The sequence below is a fragment of the Kaistella solincola genome (assembly GCF_000812875.1).
GTDB lineage: Bacteria > Bacteroidota > Bacteroidia > Flavobacteriales > Weeksellaceae > Kaistella > Kaistella solincola.
This window is the reverse complement of record NZ_JSYK01000003.1, coordinates 367,006-386,718: the sequence shown is the minus strand read 5'-3', so window position 1 is coordinate 386,718 and position 19,713 is coordinate 367,006. Positions and strand designations below refer to the sequence as shown.

Here is a 19,713-nt window from a genome sequence, read left to right as displayed (position 1 = left end):
CAAAAAATCCCGATTATTCGGGATTTTTGTTTTTTATAAATCAGAAAAATTTGCCGTTTAAAAGGCTAATTTTTTTTATAATTGCAGTGCTTTCTGGTAGGCGTTTTCAATGCCTTCAAGATTTTTTCCGCCGGCAGTTGCGAAACCCGGATTTCCACCGCCGCCACCTTGTATTTCTTTCGCCAGATCCTTCACGACATTTCCCGCATGATACTTCGCTTCCAAATCCGCGGAAACACCAACGGTAATCAGCGGTTTTTGGTCTGCATCTGAAATGATGACGATTACAGAATTTGGTGTATCTTTTTTAAGTTGGAAAACGATATTTTTTACGCTCGCCGCGTCTAAAGAAACTTTTTTCACCAACAGTTTTTTATCGCCTTTTTCTACAAAATCGTTTTTCCAGTTTGCGGTTTCGCCTTTGGCTCTTTCTTTTTTAAATGTTTCAAGCTCCGCTTTTAAAGCTGAATTTTCCTCAATAAGTTTCTGAACAGATTTTGCTAAATCTTTTGATTTCAATAAACCGGAAATTTCCTTGATTTCATTTTCTAAACCACTAAAATATTCTGCGGATTTATCACCCGAAATCGCTTCAATTCTTCTGATTCCCGCGGCGGTAGAGCTTTCATTCTGAATTTTAAAATGACCGATTTCACCCGTAGATTTTACGTGTGTCCCACCACATAATTCTTTTGAAGAACCGAACTGAATCATACGCACTTTGTCGCCGTACTTTTCACCAAAAAGCGCCATTGCACCTTTGTCAATAGCTTCCGTCATCGGAATTTCGCGGAATTCCTGTAAAGCGATATTTTGTTTAATTTTCTGGTTTACTTTATCTTCCACCAATTTCAAATCTTCTTCGGAAATTTTAGAAAAATGCGAGAAATCAAAACGCAGATATTCCGGACTTACGTACGAGCCTTTCTGCTCTACATGCGTTCCGAGAACTTCGCGCAGCGCTTCGTGCAAAAGATGCGTTACCGAGTGATTTGCCTGAGAATTTCGTCGTTCCGACTCATTTACCTTGGCGTAAAATACCGCGCCGGCATCTTTCGGCAAATTTTTAATTAAAGAAATGATGAGGTTATTTTCCTTTTTCGTTTCTAAAACTTCGATGATTTCCGTGCAGTCTTTAATATCAAAAACACTCGGATTTGAAATATCAAAACCTTCGGTATAGCTCGGAATCAGAATTCCTTTATCGCCGATCTGTCCGCCACCTTCCGGATAAAAAGGCGATTTTGACAGCACAATCTGGTAAAATTCGCCGTCCTTATTTTCAACTTTCCGGTAACGTGTAATGTATGTTTCAGTTTCTATTTGGTCGTAACCAACAAAAGTTTCAGCTTTTTCTTCAAGCACAACCCAGTCGTAAACTTTCTGCGCCGATGATTTTTTGGAACGTTGCTTTTGCTTTTCCATTTCCTCATCGAAACCTTTTTCATCCACGGTCAACTGCTTTTCTTCCGCAATAATTCGGGATAAATCCGCCGGAAAACCATACGTATCGTACAGTTCGAAAACTGCTGCGCCGGGCAAGGTTTTTTCGTTTTTAGACAAAGTTTCGGTGATGATTAAATCAATTCTTTTCAAACCATGTTCGATGGTTTTCAAAAATGAAGTTTCTTCTTCTTTAATCACTTCAGTCACCAGTTTTTCCTGTTTCACCAATTCCGGGAAAAAATCTCCCATTTCAGCGCGTAAAACCGAGACCAATTCAAATAAAAATGGCTCTTTAATGCCTAAAAACCGATAAGAATATGAAATCGCACGACGCAAAATCCTGCGGATTACATAACCTGCACCGCCATTTGAAGGCAGCTGACCGTCGGCAATCGCAAAGGAAACTGCACGGATATGATCAACCAAAACGCGGATCGCAATATCTTTTTCGTCGTCTAAAATTCCGGTGTATTTTTTACCGGATATTTCCTCCACTTTTTTAATTAATGGCGTGAAAACATCGGTGTCATAGTTCGAAGTTTTTCCCTGCAAAGCCATACACAATCTTTCGAAACCCATTCCGGTGTCTACGTGGCGCGCCGGTAATTTTTCCAGACTTCCGTCGGCTTTTCGGTTATATTCCATGAAAACCAGATTCCAGACTTCCACCACTTGCGGATGGTCATTATTTACGAGCTCCAAACCGGAAATTTTTGCTTTTTCCTCTTCAGTTCTAATATCAACATGAATTTCGGAACACGGCCCACACGGTCCGCTTTCACCCATTTCCCAGAAATTATCTTTTTTATTACCGTTGATAATTCGATCTTCGGAAATGTGTGCTTTCCAGAAATTGTAAGCATCATTATCACGATCTAAATTTTCTGAAGTGTCGCCTTCAAAAATCGTTACATATAAATTTTCCTTCGGAATCTTATAAACCTGTGTCAATAATTCCCACGCAAAATCAATGGCTTCTTTTTTAAAATAATCACCAAAAGACCAGTTGCCCAACATTTCAAACATCGTGTGGTGATAAGTGTCGCGGCCAACATCATCGAGATCGTTGTGTTTACCGGAAACGCGTAAGCATTTTTGCGTATCTGCAATTCTCGGTGCTTTTGGCGTTTTGTATCCTAAAAAATAGTCCTTAAATTGCGTCATACCGGAGTTTGAAAACATCAAAGTGGGGTCGTCTTTCAGTACGATTGGCGCGGAAGGAACAATTAAATGGCCTTTTTCGTTAAAAAATTCTAAAAATTTGCGTCTTATTTCTTGTGAAGTCATGAGGTTTGGCTTAATGATAAGTTCGCAAATTTACGGATTTTTGAAGTGATTCGGGAATATTGTTTTTTGAAAAATTAAAGCACTATAGAAATGCTTCAGCTTTTAGAAAAACCTAAAAAAAGTAATCTTTAGCACGGAATTTTTCGTAGATGTAAGTGAAGCGAAAATTGTGAAATGACGGTCATAGAAAATTCCGTTTTAATAATTAAGAATTCTGCCTGATATTTGCACAAGGGAAACAAACGAAGGAAAAAACACAACAAAACAATGAAAAATATTACAACACTTCTGGCTTTTATTTTTGGTGTCGGCATTTTTGCGGCGACCAATTTTTCTTGCTCTAAAGCCAAAGTTCAGACAGCAGAAAATAACAACAAAAAAAATGAGATAAATATGGAAGGGAAAAACATTAAAGAGATTTACTTTGCAGGCGGATGTTTCTGGGGAACCGAACATCTTTTTCAGCTTATAAGAGGAGTTGTAGCAACAGAAGTTGGTTACGCGAACGGAAAAATTGATAATCCAACCTATGAGCAGGTGGTAAGTCATACCACCGGTTTTGCTGAAGCTGTTAAAGTAAAATACGATGCTGATGAAGTTAACTTGCCGCTTTTAATCAATATTTTCTTTAAATCTATTGATCCAACAACGATTGACAGACAGGGAAATGATATCGGCGATAACTATAGAACCGGAATTTATACCACTGATGAAGAAGCTGCAGAAACTGTAAAAACAGAAGTTGCTAAACTGGCGAAGAACTACGATAAACCTGTGGTTGTGGAAACTATTCCGCTACAAAACTTCTATAAAGCTGAAGATTATCACCAGGATTATTTGGTGAAAAATCCAAGTGGATATTGCCACATTCCCCTCTCGGTTTTTGAGGAAGCGAAAAAAGCAAACCCGCTGCCAGCTACGAAATCGTAAACGGTAAATTATAAAAATCTGTGCTTTTAGTCCAGAAAAAATCCGCTCCAAAAAATTTTTGGAACGGATTTTATTTTAAGGTAAAACGAACTATTTTTTCTCGTTGGCTTTAATTAAAATCTGAAGATTTACCTCATCTTTAATTAAACCATTGGCAACCGGCAGTTGAAACTTCACGCCAAAATCTTCTCTTTTAATATCTTTGGGCTCTGTCGCAATCGTTACGACACCTTCTTTCGCCGAAACATTTGCCTGAAACGCAACAGGTTTGGTAATGCCTTTAAGGGTCAAATTTCCGTCCAGCAAAGTATTATAATCGCCCTGTTCCTGCGCAGTAACTTTGGTAATTTCATAAGACGAGGTTGGAAATTTTTCAGTTTCGAAAAAGTCGCCGCTTTTAAGATGACCGTTCAGTTTGTTCAGATTTTCAACGTCATCTTTTAAATCCACCGACGTCAAAGAATTCATATCAGCTACAAAACTTCCGCTTTCTAGTTTGCCGTCGTGTACGGTAAGCTGTCCGCTTTCAAATTTTATGGTTCCGAAATGGCTGGTCTGGTCGGATTTCAAAACCTTGTAACCTTTCCACTCCACGCGGCTGTTTAATGTGTCGATGGTGTACGCAATGCCGTCGGTTTTTGTGCTGACTTCCGTAGTTTCGCTGGTAAGCGGTTTATCCTTAGTACAGGCGGTTAAAAGAAAAGCGCCGAAAAATGCTGAAAGTGCGGCTAATTTTAATGTCTTCATCGTAAAGTTTGTGTTTTTAATTTGTTGACGCAAAATTATGAAATTTTAACGTATTTTGCTCAAATATGCTATTTTTGCAATATGCTATTAGAAATTAAGCGATTATTTTTCTCTCACCACGCGGATCAGAAATTATTCCAAAATTTCAACTTGCGGGTTGAAGAAGGAAAAATTATTGCGCTCGCGGGTGAAAGCGGCTGCGGGAAGTCTACTTTACTGAATTTGATCTACGGCCTGCTGGACTGGGAAGAAGGCGAAATAATTTTCGACGGAAAACCCATTGCGGGACCGAAAAAAAATCTGGTGCCCGGCGAGCAGGATATGAAACTTGTGGCGCAAAACTACGATTTGATGCCCTATTCCACCGTTTCGGAAAATGTAGGAAAATTTCTTTCAAACATTAATCTTGAGGAAAAAAAACAGCGCGTCGAGGAACTTCTGGATGTTGTCGGTTTGATGGAATACCGCGATATTTTACCGAAATATCTGAGCGGCGGTCAGCAGCAACGCGTGGCAATTGCGCGCGCCCTATCGGTGATGCCGAAACTTCTTTTGCTGGACGAACCGTTTAGCAATCTGGATTTTTCACGGAAAATTCAGCTGCGCGAAAAACTCTTCAATTATGTGAAAGACAAAAAGATTTCATTGATTATTTCTACGCACGAAATTCAGGAAGTTATTCCGTGGCTGGACCAGATCATTGTTTTAAAAGAAGGCCGATTAATTCAGAATGATGATGCGCGCGAAACATACACGAATCCGTACAACCAATATGTGGCGGAACTTTTCGGTGAAGTGAATGTTTTTTCAAATGAAGAAAAAACAGTCTTTAAGCTCGGAAAAAATTTCTGGTATCCGCAGGAAATTCAGCTTTTGAAAAACGGTGAGGAAGCGGAAGTTTTAGAAAGCCGTTTCGCCGGCAGCCATTACTGGAATAAAGTAATTTTAAAAGATAAAAAACTTACGGTTTACTCGCGGGAGAAACTCGATGGTTTAGTGAAAATAGCTTTCGAAGAACCAAACGGTAAAAACAAAAAAAAGGAGCAATAAACGCCTTTTTTTTTCGTTATTATTTAAATTCTTCTTAGCTTTGTTATTCGAAAACGTAAGGAAATTTTTGGTTAATTCTCTTTCTGCCTTGAGACGAAATTAGTGCAATTGTTTGTACAACTAAGTCTTTGAAACGGAACCCTGTCCAAATTTTTCCTTTTTTTATGCCTTTCTCACAAATTCTGATTTCAGCGCCATTGAGCCAAAACCATCAATTTTACAATCGATATTATGATCGGAATCTGGTCTTAATCTGATATTTTTCACTTTCGTACCTGATTTCACCGGCTTCGGGGCACCTTTTACGGGAAGATCTTTGATCACCACTACGCTGTCGCCGTTTTGCAGTTCGTTGCCGTTGGCATCTAAAATTTTGTCTTCTTCTGCGGTTTCTCCGGGCGTCCATTCATGGAAACATTGGGAACACACCATTTTACCGGCATCTTCGTAAGTAAATTCTGATTGGCATTTTGGGCAAATAACGGGCTCGCTCATGGTAATAATTTTTACAAAGATATTACTATTGCAGATGTTTACAAAAATTAAAACTGAAAACGGCTATGGCAAATGGCTGCGCCCCGGCTTGAGTGGAGCTCTCCGCCGCGGCGGAAGCGGGAACGGAAGACGGAAATGGCGCCCCAAAAAAATATTTTAAATTAAGGCCATTCGACGGAGTCAAAAAAGGCGCCCAAAACATCGGAAAAAATATCCGGCAAAAAAGCCCTATTTTTGCAAAAAATTTTTCCCGAAGATTCGAGGTTAAATTCAACTTAAAAAATCCTCTATGGAACTCATACACAGAAACTTACTTATTGGAATTCACGACGCATTGCAGGAAACTTTTTTCGAAGACCGGAAATATGCCGATAAAGTCATTGAAAGATTGCTGAAAGGCCACAAACAATGGGGCAGCGAAGACCGAAAAGTGGTCGCCCAGATTTTCTACGACATCATTCGCTGGAAAAAACGCCTGGAATATTACATGGGCGAAGGCGTGAAACCGAACAATATCTATAAAATGATCCTGGCGTACTGCCTTTGGACCAAAACGCATTATAAAAAATTTGAGGAATTTGACGGGATTAAAACCGCCGACATCATCAATAAAGTCAAGAAAAATACAGTTCCCACTAAAGCGATTCAATATTCAATTCCCGAGTGGCTCGCAGAAACACTGGAAAAAGAACTTGGCAAAAATTGGGAACGCGAAATGGAAGCGCTGAACGAGCAGGCACCAACCGTGCTTCGCGTAAATACGCTGAAAACTACGGCGCGCGAGCTGGTTTCGGACCTTCGCGACGAAAACGTAGAAAGTTTCCAGATCGCAAATTATCCGGACGCTATTCAGCTGGAGCAAAAGAAAAACGTCTTTTTGACCTCAGCTTTTAAAGACGGTTTATTTGAAGTTCAAGATGCTTCGTCGCAGAAAATCGGTGAATTGCTGGACGTAAAAGAAGGCATGCGTGTGGTGGATATTTGCGCCGGCGCGGGCGGGAAAACGCTGCATCTCGCGGCTTTGATGAAAAATAAAGGTCAGATTATCGCCCTCGATATTTATGAATGGAAACTCGCGGAGCTGAAACGCCGCGCCAAACGTGCCGGTGCACACAATATTGAAACGCGTTTCATCGACGATAATAAAGTCATCAAAAGACTGCACGAAAAAGCCGACCGACTCCTCATCGATGCGCCGTGTTCCGGACTTGGCGTGCTGAAAAGAAACCCGGATTCCAAGTGGAAAATCGATCAGGAATTCATCGACCGCATTAAAAAAGAACAGGAAAAAATACTGCAGGATTACGCCAAAATTTTGAAAAAAGGCGGCAAAATGATTTACGCGACATGCTCCATCCTACCAAGTGAAAACAACGAACAGGTAGAAAATTTCCTGAAAAATAACGAAGGTTACAAACTAATAAAAGAAGAAAAAGTAATGCCGAGCGAAGGTTTCGACGGTTTTTACATGGCGCTCATCGAAAGAAACGCTTAAAATTCACGTAAAATTTTACAAAGCCATTTCAATTTTTTGAGATGGCTTTTTTGTAGGAGCAACACGCGTTTCGTATCTCACGAAGCTCTTTCCCGTTTTTCGCTGTATCTTTTGCTCCACTGCGTTCCGCAAAAGGATGCCGCTGCAACCGGGCCTAAAAAATAAAACCACTTTTTATTTTTTGAAAAATTTCCCTAAAAGACCCCGAAAATCTGCTTCATAATTAAATATTTTCTTTTCTAAATTTAATTTATGTATATTTTTAATCAAAGTTAAAATTAATCTTGTTTTCATAAACAATTGCTCTACTTTTACCTCAGAATTTTAATTAAATATCACTTATCAATTAAATAACAAAGAATCATGTGCGGAATAGTATGTCTCTTAGATGCAAAACAAAAAACCGAAATTTTAAGACCACAGATATTAGAGATGTCTAAAAAAATACGTCATCGTGGCCCCGACTGGAGCGGAATTTTTCAGGACGAAAAAGTAATTTTTTCACATGAAAGATTGGCGATTGTAGATCCTACTTCCGGAAAGCAGCCACTTTTCACCAAAGATGGAAAAATTGTTCTGGCGGTGAACGGCGAAATCTACAACCATCAGGAACTTCGCGCTGAATTCCCCGATTACGAATTCTTAACCCATTCTGATTGTGAAGTCATCCTGGCTTTATATCAAAGAGACGGAAAAGATTTTCTGGAGAAACTGAACGGTATTTTTGCCTTTGCTCTCTATGATACGGAAAATGACGTGTATCTTGTTGGCCGCGACCACATGGGGATCTGTCCGCTTTATCAGGGCTGGGACAAAAACGGAAATTATTACGTCGCTTCTGAGCTTAAAGCGCTGGAAGGTATTTGTAAAAAAATAGAAACTTTTTTACCGGGACATTTTCTTTACAGCAAAGATGGTTACGAAATGCAGAAGTGGTATCACCGCGAGTGGCAAGATTTCGATAATGTAAAAGATAATGCAACCGAAATTTCCGCCATTAGAAAAAGTCTGGAAGCGGCGGTGCACCGTCAGCTCATGAGTGACGTTCCTTATGGCGTTTTACTGTCCGGCGGTTTGGATTCTTCAATTATCGCCGCAGTAACGGCAAAATATGCAAGAAACAGAATTGAAAGCGGTGATGTGCAGGAAGCTTGGTATCCCAGGCTTCACAGCTTTGCCGTCGGCTTAAAAGGTTCGCCGGATTTAATTGCAGCTCAAAAAGCAGCAGATCATATTGGTTCCATTCACCATGAAGTTCATTTCACCGTTCAGGAAGGTTTGGACGCTGTTCGGGATGTTATTTACCATCTGGAAACTTATGATGTGACCACCATTCGTGCATCTACGCCGATGTATTTGTTGGCAAGAGTCATTAAATCAATGGGAATAAAAATGGTGCTTTCCGGCGAAGGTTCTGATGAACTTTTCGGTGGCTACCTGTATTTTCATAAAGCTCCGAATCCAAAAGAATTCCATGACGAAACAGTAAGAAAGTTGGGAAAACTTCACCTTTACGATTGTTTGCGCGCCAATAAAGCTTTGATGAGTTGGGGAATCGAGGGACGCGTACCTTTCCTCGATAAGGAATTTATGGATGTTGCGATGACCGTAAATCCAAAAGATAAAATGACCAGCAAAGCGGAAGGAAAAATGGAGAAATGGATTTTGAGGAAAGCTTTCGAAGATTTACTTCCGGAATCTATTGCATGGCGGCAAAAAGAACAGTTTTCCGACGGCGTGGGTTATTCATGGATTGATTCTTTAAAAGAGGCAGCTGAAAATGAAGTGTCTGATGATATGATGGCAAATTCAAAATTCCGTTTCCATCTGAACACGCCACAAAACAAAGAAGAATACCGATACCGCGCGATTTTCGAAGAACATTTTCCGAGCGAAACAGCAGCAGCAACCGTTCCGTCAGTGCCATCGGTGGCATGTTCTACACCTATTGCATTAGAGTGGGATGACGCCTTTAAGAAAATGAACGATCCAAGTGGCAGAGCGGTGATTTCAGTCCACGAGGATTCTTATTAACAGTTCATATTTAGTTAAACCCGCCGGAAATTTCGGCGGGCTTTTTGTTGGGAATGGTCCATCGTCACTAGATGATTACCTTTGCATATCCATTGCTCAATAATTATTTTGAATGAATTCTTCTACTACTGCGAGCCCCGAAACCATTAAAAGATTCCTCCCGCTCATTCTGGCGACTTCGATTTTTATGCAGATGTTGGATTCTACGATTTTAAATACTTCTCTGCCCTCCATCGCTACAGATTTGAACGAATCGCCGCTGAATATGCAAAACGCGATCATCAGCTATGTGCTGACGCTGGCGCTTTTTATGCCGGTTAGCGGTTTTCTCGCGGATAAATTCGGCACACGCAAAATTTTTATCACCTCGTTGGTAATTTTCAGTTTGGGTTCAATTTTCTGTGCGATGTCGCAGAATTTGAATCAGCTCGTTTTTTCGCGCGTGATTCAGGGAATTGGCGGAAGTTTGATGACGCCGGTCGGCAGACTCGCTTTGATAAAATCTTTTGAAAAAAATGAGCTGGTAAAAGCCATGAATTTTGCCATTATTCCCGCTTTGATCGGGCCAATTCTGGGGCCGCTTGTCGGTGGTTATATGGTGGATTATCTTTCCTGGCACTGGATTTTCCTCATCAATATTCCTTTTGGTTTACTCGGAATTATCCTGAGTTTAAAGTATATGCCGGATTACCGCTCTTCGGAAATCACTTTTGATTTAAAAGGGTTTTTGATTTTCGCTACAGCTTCTCTCCTGCTTTCAATTTCACTCGAAATGTTTGGAAATGTGCAGAATACCACGCCTGTGCTGCTGATTTTCATTTTAGGTTTCCTCATGATCTACTACTATTACGTTCATGCAAAAAAGACAGAAAACCCGATTTTTCCGCTCAATTTATTTCAAGTTAGAACTTTCCGCGTCGGGATTTTAGGGAATCTCGCGACGCGCTTAGGCATCAGTGCCATTCCACTTTTATTGCCATTAATGATTCAAATCGCGTACGGAGAAAGTGCCGTGATTTCCGGTTGGATAGTCGCTCCCATGGCTTTAACGGCCATGATCGGAAAATCATTTGTCATTAAAATTTTGAACTATTTCGGATATCGCCGCACTTTGATGGGCAACACTTTTATCATTGGTTTACTCATCGCAAGTTTGGGAATTCCGGGAATTAATACGAATATTTACTGGTTTATACCGATTATCGCTATCCTGGGATTTTTCAATTCCATACAATTTACCGCGATGAATACCATTGCCATCGCCGATTTGCGCGATTCGCACACGAGCAGCGGAAACTCTTTATTGGCGGTGAATCAGCAGCTTGCTGTAGGTTTCGGGATTGCCATCGGCTTAATTATTTTAAAGGTTTTTGAAAACAACACCGCCATTACACACGGCGTTATCCATCTGGCTTTCCGCTATACTTTTTTCGCTGTCGGATTTCTCACCATTTTCACCGGATTGGTTTTCCGAAGATTGCACTGGAGCGATGGCGAAAATATGAGATCTCAGGTTTAAAATTTCTAAAAATTTGCCGTTTTTAGGCGGTTTTTTTACTTATCCTAAATCAATGTGCAGGACTTTTTGGTGACGTAAATTTGTATTATTAAAAAACAAAAGATGTCAACAAAAAAAGTAGAAATAGTAGTTCAGCCGAAAACTCCGCATTTTGTGGGCGACGGCTTCCGGGTTCACAACTTCATTCCGAGCGGTTTTCGTTTGGACATTCAAAGAATGGATCCTTTCCTCATGCTCGATTACAATTCCAAATATCATTTCGGACCGACTGCTACGCCGCGTGGTGTTGGCGTCCATCCGCACCGCGGTTTTGAAACCGTAACCATTGCTTACAAAGGTCGCGTACAACATGGTGACAGCGCCGGTGGCGGCGGAATCATCGGTGAAGGCGACGTCCAGTGGATGACCGCAGCTTCCGGAGTGCTTCACAAAGAATTTCATGAAACCGAATGGGCTAAGGAAGGTGGAATTTTCCAGATGGTTCAGCTCTGGGTGAATCTTCCCGCGAAAGATAAAATGAGCAAACCGAAATATCAGGCGATTAAAAATTCGGAAATGAAAATCGTCGATTTTGGCGAAAACGGTTTTGTGGAAGTAATTGCCGGAGATTTTAATGGTGAAAAAGGCCCGGCAGCCACTTTTACACCAGTGAATTTAATGAACGCAAAACTGAAAAAAGGCGGAAAAGAAACTTTCACTTTTCCCGAAAATTTCAATACTGGAGCATTGGTAATTGAAGGAAATATGCTCGTAAACGAGCAAGAAAATGTGCCGACCGACCATTTTGTTCTGTTCGAAAATGAAGGTGAAGATTTCACTATCGAAGCGACTGAAGATTCTATTATTTTAATTCTTAGCGGCGAACCTTTACATGAAACCATTGTGCCGCACGGACCGTTTGTAATGAATTCCAAAGCTGAAATCATGCAGGCTTTCGATGACTTTAACACCGGAAAATTCGGCTACCTCGAAGATTAAAATTTTGTTAAAACAGCAACGAAAATTTTTCGCTGCTTTATTTATAATTAAATTTAAAGTAAATATCAATCCAAAAAATCTTATCAAATGAGAATATCCCTGATTGGCGCGACCGGTTTTGTCGGAAACGCTATCCTAAACGAACTTTTAGACCGAAATTATGAAGTGAAAGCGCTGGCGCGAAATACCGATAAAATCACCATTAACAATGAAAATCTGCAAAAGCAAAATGTGGATATTTTCAACCAGGAAGATTTAACCGAAACTTTGAAAGGCAGCGACGCAGTAATCAGCGCTTATAATCCCGGTTGGACCAATCCTAATATTCATGAAGATTATTTAAAAGGCGCACAATCTATTCAAAATGCCGTAGAAAATTCCGGAGTGAAAAAACTTATTGTTATTGGCGGTGCCGGAACTTTGAAAATCGACGGCAATTATATCGTGGACGGTCCGGATTTTCCGAAAGAAATTCATGCCGGAGCCAGCGCCGCGAAAAAATATTATGTAGAAAATCTATCAAAAAACACCACTTTAGATTGGGAATTTTTTAGTCCTGCTTTGGAAATGAATATGTTCAGCCCGGAACAAACGAAAACTGGTAAATACCGACTTGGAAACGATTCACCCGTTTTTGATGCTGAAGGCCGCTCGCGTCATTCCGTGCAAGATTTGGCGATTGCAATTGTGGACGAGCTTGAAAATAAGAAGTTTAACCGCCAGATTTTCACGGCTGCTTATTAATTTAAAACACAGAAATGAAAAAAATAGAATTTGGTTTAATGACTTTCGCCGACGCGGCGCCGGAAACTGTTCCCGGAAAGGGAATTAATGCGCATCAGCGAATTCAGGATTTACTAGAAGAAATAAAATTGGCAGACGAGCTCGGCATCGATGTTTTCGGAATTGGCGAACATCACCGCCCCGATTACGCAGTTTCGTCGCCTACAACAGTGCTCGCAGCCGCCGCCGCGATTACCAAAAACATCAAACTTACCAGCGCGGTGACGGTTTTAAGCTCCGAAGATCCGGTGCGCGTCTATCAGCAGTTTGCAACGGTGGACGCCATTTCTAGCGGACGCGCAGAAATTATGGCGGGACGCGGCTCTTTTATCGAATCATTTCCGTTATTTGGTTTTGATTTGAATGATTATGACCAGCTATTTGAAGAAAAACTCGATCTTTTGCTCCAAATAAATCGCTCAGAAAAAGTAAACTGGAGCGGAAAGCTTCGCGCGCCAATACATGGTTTAGGCGTGTATCCGCGAGCTTTGAATGGTGAAATTCCGGTTTGGTTAGCGGCTGGGGGAACTCCAGCTTCAGCTGTTCGCGCTGCAAAATTACATTTGCCTTTAATGCTCGCCATAATCGGTGGAATGCCGCGACAGTTCACGCCTTTTATCGACCTTTACAAAAAGTCAGCATTGGAAAACGGCGTAAAACCGGAAGATTTACAGGTCGGAATTAACAATCATATGTTCATCGGTGAAAATGGCGAAAAAGCTGCTGACGATTTCTTCCCATATTACGCACAGATGATGGACCGTGTCGGCAGAAGCCGTGGCTGGCAACCGATGTCGCGCGACCAGTTCGAATATATGCGCACGCCGGAAGGCTCGCTGATGGTGGGAAGTGTAGAACAGGTCGTTGAAAAAATACTGTACGAACACCGGCTTTTTGGTTTTACCCGATTTTTCGCGCAGGCAAGTTTAGGTTTTGTTCCGCACGAAATGACGATGAAATCAATTGAACTTTTCGCGACAAAGGTAATTCCTGAAGTGAAGCGACGGTTAGAAATCGAAAATTAATTTTTAGATGTAAAATTTAAAACCCGGAAAATTATGTCAAACATCGGATTAATAATTGAAGAAAAAGCGGCAGATATCGGCAATTTTTTGGTAGGAAGACTTTTGCCGTTTCGTGAAAAAAGAGCGGTTGGTCCATTTGTTTTTATCGATCACATGGGACCGGCGGCGCTGAAAGATTTTCAAAATCTTGACGTTCCACCACATCCGCATATCGGGCTTTCGACTTTAACATATCTTTTTGAAGGTTCAATTCAGCACAAAGATTCGCTCGGCAGCGATATCGAAATAAAACCCGGCGCTGTAAACTGGATGACCGCGGGAAAAGGAGTGGTACATTCCGAGAGAACACCGGAATATTTGCGTCACACCGAAAAAAATCTGCACGGATTTCAAATCTGGGTGGGATTACCGAAAAATTTGGAGCAAAGCACGCCAACTTTTCACCACACGGAAGCTGATGAAATTCCGGCCTGGAACGACGGAAATTTACATTTTAAACTCATCGCAGGTGAACTCTTCGGTAAAAAATCGCCGGTGCCGGTTCATTCCAAATTATTTTTTCTGGAAATTAAAAGCGCGGAAAAGCAAAAAGTAAATATTGGTCAGTATTTATTTGGTGAAGTTGCGATGTATGTCTTAGACGGAAATGTAATGATTGAAGGAAACACTTTTGGTGGTAAGCAACTCATCATCGCGAAAAATGCCACTTTGTGCGAATTTGAAATCGGTGAAAATGCTATGGTTTATCTTTTCGGTGGTGAACCTTTCGAAGAAGAACGCTTTATTTTCTGGAATTTCGTGAATTCTGAAAAATCGATGCTTGAAACGGCTAAAATAAACTGGCACGAGCAAAATCATGATGCATTTCCTTTAGTTCCAGGTGATGAAGAAGAATTCGTACCGTTGCCAAAAGCGATTTTGAACGGAAAATTATCGAAGTAAAAAGAAAAATTTGCTCTTTAGCGGCAAATTTTTTTTGATTAATATTAAAAAAGTCAAGCAAAATCACTGCATTAGATTTTATAGATAACACCGAAGAGTTATAATTTGTAACTTTAAAATATCAAAAAAATAATAATCATGGAAGACAAAAAGAAACTCACCAGACAGACCGGTGCGCCGGTGCCGGACAATCAAAATGTACAGACTGCGGGACCACGCGGACCAATGCTGATGCAGGATTTCTGGTTTCTGGAAAAGATGGCAAACTTTGACCGCGAAGTTATTCCGGAACGCAGAATGCACGCAAAAGGTTCCGGCGCTTTCGGAACATTTACCGTAACTCATGATATCACCCAATACACTAAAGCTCACATTTTCAGCGAAATTGGCAAAAAAACCGAAATGTTCGCGCGCTTTTCTACCGTTGCCGGTGAGCGAGGTGCTGCCGACGCCGAGCGAGATATTCGCGGTTTTGCTTTAAAATTTTATACCGATGAAGGCATCTGGGATATGGTGGGAAATAATACACCGGTTTTCTTTTTCCGTGACCCGATGAAATTCCCGGACCTGAACCACGCCGTAAAGCGCGACCCAAAAACCAACCTGCGAAGCGCGAATAACAACTGGGATTTCTGGACTTTGCTTCCGGAATCGCTGCACCAGGTGACGATTGTAATGAGTGACCGCGGAATACCGAATGGTTACAGGCACATGCACGGTTTCGGCAGCCACACTTACAGTTTTATCAACCACGCAAACGTAAGGCATTGGGTGAAATTTCATTTAAGAACGCAGCAGGGAATTGAAAATTTAACCGAAGAAGAAGCTATTAAAATCATCGGAACAGACCGAGAATCTGCGCAACGCGACCTTTTTGAAAACATCGAACAGGGAATTTTCCCGAAATGGAAGATGTTTATACAAATCATGACCGAAGAGCAGGCAAAAACGTACCGTTTCCATCCGTTTGATTTAACGAAAGTCTGGTCGAAGAAAGATTTTCCATTAATTGAAGTTGGCGAATTTGAACTGAACAAAAACGCTGAAAATTATTTCGCTGATGTGGAACAGGCCGCCTTTAACCCGACGAATATTGTTCCCGGAATTGGTTTTTCACCGGACAAAATGCTGCAGGGCCGTTTATTTTCCTACGGTGATGCGCAACGCTATCGTTTAGGTGTGAATCACTATCAAATCCCGGTGAACAAGCCGCGTTGTCCGTATCACGCTTTTCACCGCGACGGCCAGATGCGCGTTGACGGAAATTACGGCGGCACGAAACATTATGAACCAAATAGTTACGGTGAATGGCAGGAACAACCGGTCGCGAAAGAACCGCCTTTGGAATTATATGGCGACGCTTATGCGCATAATTTCCGGGATGATGACGAAGATTATTTTACCCAACCTGGCGACCTTTTCAGAATTATTAAAGCTGACGGCAAAGAAGAAGCACTGTTTAATAATACCGCCGCGAACGTTGGTCAGGCGGAAAAATTCATCCAAATCCGTCACATCAGACATTGCTATAAAGCTGATCCGGAATACGGCGAAGGCGTGGCAAAAGCGCTTGGACTGGACATGATGGACGTTTTCAATTTTGATATGACGCCGTACGACCAGTGGGCACCCAGAAAATCTTAAATGAAAAAAAAGCGGGAAAAAGCGGGAAATTTTCCCGTTTTTGCTGAAGTTCATTCAAAATGAAAAATTTTTCGGCGGACTTCTTGCTAAAGATTTGCAGATTAAATTTAAAACATTAAAAAATGGCAGAAATTAAGCACCAGAACAACGAAACAAACGGAATTTTCGAAATATACAGCGATGGAAAAAAAGCAGGCGAAATGACGTATAGATGGGACGGTGAAAATCGCTTCATCATCGATCATACGGAAGTTGGTGAAGAATACAGCGGACAAGGTCTGGCAAAACAGTTGGTTTACGCCGGCGTTGAGTATGCGCGGAAAAATAATAAAAAAGTGATTCCGGCGTGCCAGTATGCCAATGCAACCATCCAGAAAAATGCGGAATTACAGGATGTGCTGGCGTAAAAAATATGCTGTTTTAGCAGCATATTTTTTCGATTTATATCAATGAAAACCTTTCGGTAAAACTGAAAGGTTTTTGGTTTTCTTAAAACCAAAAATCATGGCCTTAAAGCTCGATATTTTTTCGATTTATAGCAATAAAAATAGAAAGTTTTTTGGTTTTCTAAAACGAAAAATTTGCCCGGAAAGGCCGGTATTTTTGGAATTTAAAATGAAAAATTTTTGACTGGAAGTAAATAATCTTAAAAGAAAAAATTTATGAATTAACGCTTCCCCGCGCCCCGACCTGAGCGGAGCTCTTTTTTGCGAAACGCAGTGGAGCAAAAAAAGCGGGAGCGGAGGGCGGAAATGGCGCCATAAAAAAAATAAGAAATCCACCATTCGACAACGTCAAAAAGGCGCCCCAAAAAAATAAGAAATCAATAACCCGAAAATTTGAAAAGGCGTCCAGATTGCCCAAAAAAACTATATTTGTGCAGCTTAAAAAAATAAATTTATGAATCCGTATGTGCTGTTGAGTATCATTATCGCCTATTTTGCAATTTTACTTTGGGTCGCATACCGCACCGGAAAAGGCAGTAACAACGAGAGTTTTTTTATTGGAAACCGCAAGAGCAACTGGATGCTGGTGGCTTTCGGAATGATCGGAACGTCGCTTTCAGGCGTGACATTTGTGTCGGTGCCGGGCGCAGTGGGCGCGGATAAATTTCATTATCTGCAGATTACCATCGGCTATCTGATTGGTTATATCGTGATTGCGTACGTGCTTTTGCCGCTGTATTACCGCTTGAAACTGACTTCAATTTACGGTTATCTGCAGGAAAGAATGGGCCAGATTTCCTACAAATCCGGCGCGTGGATTTTTATTGTTTCGCGGCTTGTGGGCGCTACTGCGCGGCTTTATCTGGTGGTGAATATCCTGCAATTCTCCATCCTCAACAGTTTGGGTGTGCCGTTTATTGTTACCACGCTGGTGATTTTGGGCATGATTATTCTGTACACCTACGAAGGCGGCGTGAAAACTATCGTCTGGACCGATACTTTGCAGACAACGTGTATGCTTTTGGGACTGATTATATGCTCGGTTTACATGCTGAATCACCTGGATTTAAGCTTTACCGAAAGCATTTCGCAGATGAATAAACTGGGTTATACCGAGGTTTTCAATACCGACGGTAACAGCAAAGCTTTTTTCATTAAACAGATTTTGGCAGGCGCTTTCATCACAATTACGATGACAGGAATTGACCAGGAAATGATGCAAAAATCGCTGTCGGTAACGCGGCTGAAAGATTCGCAGAAAAATATGGTTGTTTTAGGCTTTATTTTGGTGGGCGTGATTTCGCTTTTCCTTTTTATGGGCGGACTTTTGCACCTTTACGGAAATACGGAACACGTTACAAGCGCGGGCGACCAGCTTTTCCCGGATATTGCGTTGAACCATATGCCGCCGTTTATCTCAATTATTTTTATCATCGCTTTGATTTCCGCTTTATTCCCAAGCGCGGATGGTGCCATGACTGCGCTGACTTCTTCGTTGTGTATTGATATTTTCGGTTTGAAAGAACGAAAAATTTCTCCCAAAGAGCAGGAAAAATTTCGGAAAAGAGTTCACCTGATCGTTGCCGTAGCATTTTTAATTATGGTGATTATTTTTAAAATAATCAATGATAATTCAATGATCGGTTTGATCCTGAAACTTGCCGGCTTTACATACGGGCCGCTTCTTGGTTTATTTGCTTTTGGGATTTTCACGAAATTTAAAGTTCAGGATAAACTCGTTCCGTATGTGTGTGTCGCGGCGCCGGTGATTTCGTATTTCATCGACAAGTTCCAGGAAAATATTTTTGGTGAATTTAAAATCGGTTTGGAATTGCTGATTATCAATGGATTACTCACTTTTATCGGATTGTGGCTGATTAGGAAAAAATAATCTTTCTTTGTAAGAAAGCAAACTTTAAATTGAATATCTTAAAAAATTCCGGGCTTGCAGCCCAGAATTTTTCATTTTCCCGAGCCACCAAAAATTCGTAAATTCGCAGGCAAACAAATCTAAAAAATGAGTAAATCGATCGAAGAGCTGAAATCTCTTACTACACAAATACGAAGAGATATTTTGCGCATGGTGCACGCCGTAAATTCCGGCCATCCCGGTGGAAGTTTGGGCTGTACCGAATATTTTACCGCGCTATACGGCAAGGTGATGAACTACCAACTGCCCTTCAACATGGCAGGTAAAAACGAAGACCTTTTCTTCCTTTCCAACGGTCACATTTCGCCGGTCTTCTACTCCACTTTGGCGCGTTTTGGTTTTTTCCCGGTTGAAGAGCTCAAAACTTTCAGAAAGATGGATTCCCGCCTGCAAGGTCACCCGACTACGCACGAAGGTTTGCCCGGCATTCGCGTGGCTTCCGGTTCTTTGGGTCAGGGTTTGTCCGTGGCGATTGGCGCTGCTTTAGGTAAAAAATTAGACGGCGATAAAAGTCTGGTTTACACACTTCAGGGCGACGGCGAGTTGCAGGAAGGTCAAAATTGGGAAGCTTTCATGTTCGCAGCCGCGAAAAAGGTTGATAATATCATTACAACGATTGATTACAACGGTCGCCAGATTGATGGCGATACCGATGATGTCTTGGATTTAGGAGATTTACATGCAAAACTGGAAGCTTTTGGCTGGAAGGTTTTAGAAGAAAAAAACGGCAACGACCTCGAAACCGTAATTTCCATTCTGGAGCGCGCAAAAGCAGAAACCGGGCACGGCAAACCTGTAGCGATTATTTTGCACACCGAAATGGGTTTTGGCGTAGATTATATGATCGGCACGCACGCGTGGCACGGAAAAGCGCCGAATGACGAGCAGCTCGATACCGCCTTCAAACAGCTGTATTTAGAAGCTCCGGCGGATTATTAATTTAGACATACGCTTTAAGCACT

The 19,713-nt window shown here is 41.4% G+C and carries 16 protein-coding genes; 13 read left to right on the top strand and 3 right to left on the bottom strand.

All coding sequences use genetic code 11. The features are described 5' to 3' along the window. Positions 1–75: 75 nt before the first annotated feature. Positions 76–2,733 (bottom strand): alanine--tRNA ligase, encoded by a 2,658-nt coding sequence (alaS, locus tag OA84_RS05815; protein WP_039343722.1) that lies wholly within the window; start codon positions 2,731–2,733, stop codon positions 76–78. A gap of 267 nt (positions 2,734–3,000) precedes the next feature. Here alaS and msrA point away from each other — a divergent pair, with 267 nt between their 5' ends. Beyond that, entirely contained in the window at positions 3,001–3,663 is a 663-nt protein-coding gene (gene msrA / locus OA84_RS05810) for a peptide-methionine (S)-S-oxide reductase MsrA (protein WP_039345756.1), read from the top strand. A gap of 90 nt (positions 3,664–3,753) precedes the next feature. On the opposite strand, the gene OA84_RS05805 is transcribed toward msrA, so the two are convergent. After that, a complete protein-coding gene (locus tag OA84_RS05805) occupies positions 3,754–4,410 on the bottom strand; it encodes a YceI family protein (protein WP_039343719.1) in 657 nt (218 codons plus the stop codon). An 81-nt stretch (positions 4,411–4,491) separates the two neighbouring features. Here OA84_RS05805 and OA84_RS05800 point away from each other — a divergent pair, with 81 nt between their 5' ends. Beyond that, positions 4,492–5,460 carry an ABC transporter ATP-binding protein gene (locus OA84_RS05800; protein WP_052252132.1) on the top strand — a complete coding sequence of 323 codons (969 nt, stop codon included), beginning with the start codon at positions 4,492–4,494 and terminating at the stop codon, positions 5,458–5,460. Positions 5,461–5,622: 162 nt separating this feature from the next. On the opposite strand, the gene OA84_RS05795 is transcribed toward OA84_RS05800, so the two are convergent. Then, on the bottom strand, positions 5,623–5,955 hold the full coding sequence (locus OA84_RS05795) for a zinc ribbon domain-containing protein YjdM (RefSeq protein ID WP_039343712.1): 333 nt from the start codon (positions 5,953–5,955) through the stop codon (positions 5,623–5,625). A 289-nt stretch (positions 5,956–6,244) separates the two neighbouring features. Between OA84_RS05795 and OA84_RS05790 the strand changes: the two genes are divergently transcribed. The 11 genes from OA84_RS05790 to OA84_RS05735 all read left to right on the top strand — a co-directional run bounded on the left by OA84_RS05790 (position 6,245) and on the right by OA84_RS05735 (position 19,690). After that, a complete protein-coding gene (locus OA84_RS05790) occupies positions 6,245–7,450 on the top strand; it encodes an RsmB/NOP family class I SAM-dependent RNA methyltransferase (RefSeq protein WP_039343709.1) in 1,206 nt (401 codons plus the stop codon). Between the two features lie 363 nt (positions 7,451–7,813). Then, positions 7,814–9,484, top strand: coding sequence for an asparagine synthase B (gene asnB / locus OA84_RS05785; protein WP_039343706.1), 1,671 nt, complete (start codon positions 7,814–7,816; stop codon positions 9,482–9,484). A gap of 112 nt (positions 9,485–9,596) precedes the next feature. Then, positions 9,597–11,003, top strand: a complete 1,407-nt coding sequence (locus tag OA84_RS05780) for an MFS transporter (RefSeq protein ID WP_039343703.1) — start codon at positions 9,597–9,599, stop codon at positions 11,001–11,003. 102 nt (positions 11,004–11,105) lie between these two features. Then, positions 11,106–11,981 (top strand): pirin family protein, encoded by an 876-nt coding sequence (locus OA84_RS05775; RefSeq protein ID WP_039343700.1) that lies wholly within the window; start codon positions 11,106–11,108, stop codon positions 11,979–11,981. Positions 11,982–12,068: 87 nt separating this feature from the next. Beyond that, positions 12,069–12,725 (top strand): NAD(P)-dependent oxidoreductase, encoded by a 657-nt coding sequence (locus OA84_RS05770; RefSeq protein WP_039343696.1) that lies wholly within the window; start codon positions 12,069–12,071, stop codon positions 12,723–12,725. A 14-nt stretch (positions 12,726–12,739) separates the two neighbouring features. After that, positions 12,740–13,789, top strand: coding sequence for an LLM class flavin-dependent oxidoreductase (locus tag OA84_RS05765; RefSeq protein ID WP_084060865.1), 1,050 nt, complete (start codon positions 12,740–12,742; stop codon positions 13,787–13,789). Between the two features lie 33 nt (positions 13,790–13,822). Continuing rightward, complete coding sequence (locus OA84_RS05760) at positions 13,823–14,731, top strand: pirin family protein (RefSeq protein ID WP_039343693.1); 909 nt, start codon at positions 13,823–13,825, stop codon at positions 14,729–14,731. A 138-nt stretch (positions 14,732–14,869) separates the two neighbouring features. Beyond that, complete coding sequence (locus tag OA84_RS05755; protein ID WP_039343689.1) at positions 14,870–16,375, top strand: catalase; 1,506 nt, start codon at positions 14,870–14,872, stop codon at positions 16,373–16,375. A gap of 122 nt (positions 16,376–16,497) precedes the next feature. Next, on the top strand, positions 16,498–16,782 hold the full coding sequence (locus OA84_RS05750) for a GNAT family N-acetyltransferase (RefSeq protein WP_039343687.1): 285 nt from the start codon (positions 16,498–16,500) through the stop codon (positions 16,780–16,782). A 493-nt stretch (positions 16,783–17,275) separates the two neighbouring features. After that, positions 17,276–18,712 (top strand): sodium:solute symporter, encoded by a 1,437-nt coding sequence (locus tag OA84_RS05740; RefSeq protein ID WP_039343681.1) that lies wholly within the window; start codon positions 17,276–17,278, stop codon positions 18,710–18,712. 126 nt (positions 18,713–18,838) lie between these two features. Further along, entirely contained in the window at positions 18,839–19,690 is an 852-nt protein-coding gene (locus OA84_RS05735; protein WP_039343678.1) for a transketolase, read from the top strand. Positions 19,691–19,713 lie beyond the last annotated feature (23 nt).

What these genes read in the sequence shown, in the direction of transcription:
- OA84_RS05765 (WP_084060865.1), top strand. Translation starts at nt 12,740, where the DNA reads ATGAAAAAAATAGAATTTGGTTTAATGACTTTCGCCGACGCGGCGCCG.
- OA84_RS05735 (WP_039343678.1), top strand. Translation starts at nt 18,839, where the DNA reads ATGAGTAAATCGATCGAAGAGCTGAAATCTCTTACTACACAAATACGA.
- OA84_RS05740 (WP_039343681.1), top strand. Translation starts at nt 17,276, where the DNA reads ATGAATCCGTATGTGCTGTTGAGTATCATTATCGCCTATTTTGCAATT.
- alaS (WP_039343722.1), bottom strand. Translation starts at nt 2,733, where the DNA reads ATGACTTCACAAGAAATAAGACGCAAATTTTTAGAATTTTTTAACGAA.
- OA84_RS05775 (WP_039343700.1), top strand. Translation starts at nt 11,106, where the DNA reads ATGTCAACAAAAAAAGTAGAAATAGTAGTTCAGCCGAAAACTCCGCAT.
- OA84_RS05755 (WP_039343689.1), top strand. Translation starts at nt 14,870, where the DNA reads ATGGAAGACAAAAAGAAACTCACCAGACAGACCGGTGCGCCGGTGCCG.
- msrA (WP_039345756.1), top strand. Translation starts at nt 3,001, where the DNA reads ATGAAAAATATTACAACACTTCTGGCTTTTATTTTTGGTGTCGGCATT.
- OA84_RS05760 (WP_039343693.1), top strand. Translation starts at nt 13,823, where the DNA reads ATGTCAAACATCGGATTAATAATTGAAGAAAAAGCGGCAGATATCGGC.
- asnB (WP_039343706.1), top strand. Translation starts at nt 7,814, where the DNA reads ATGTGCGGAATAGTATGTCTCTTAGATGCAAAACAAAAAACCGAAATT.
- OA84_RS05790 (WP_039343709.1), top strand. Translation starts at nt 6,245, where the DNA reads ATGGAACTCATACACAGAAACTTACTTATTGGAATTCACGACGCATTG.
- OA84_RS05750 (WP_039343687.1), top strand. Translation starts at nt 16,498, where the DNA reads ATGGCAGAAATTAAGCACCAGAACAACGAAACAAACGGAATTTTCGAA.
- OA84_RS05805 (WP_039343719.1), bottom strand. Translation starts at nt 4,410, where the DNA reads ATGAAGACATTAAAATTAGCCGCACTTTCAGCATTTTTCGGCGCTTTT.
- OA84_RS05770 (WP_039343696.1), top strand. Translation starts at nt 12,069, where the DNA reads ATGAGAATATCCCTGATTGGCGCGACCGGTTTTGTCGGAAACGCTATC.
- OA84_RS05795 (WP_039343712.1), bottom strand. Translation starts at nt 5,955, where the DNA reads ATGAGCGAGCCCGTTATTTGCCCAAAATGCCAATCAGAATTTACTTAC.
- OA84_RS05780 (WP_039343703.1), top strand. Translation starts at nt 9,597, where the DNA reads ATGAATTCTTCTACTACTGCGAGCCCCGAAACCATTAAAAGATTCCTC.
- OA84_RS05800 (WP_052252132.1), top strand. Translation starts at nt 4,492, where the DNA reads ATGCTATTAGAAATTAAGCGATTATTTTTCTCTCACCACGCGGATCAG.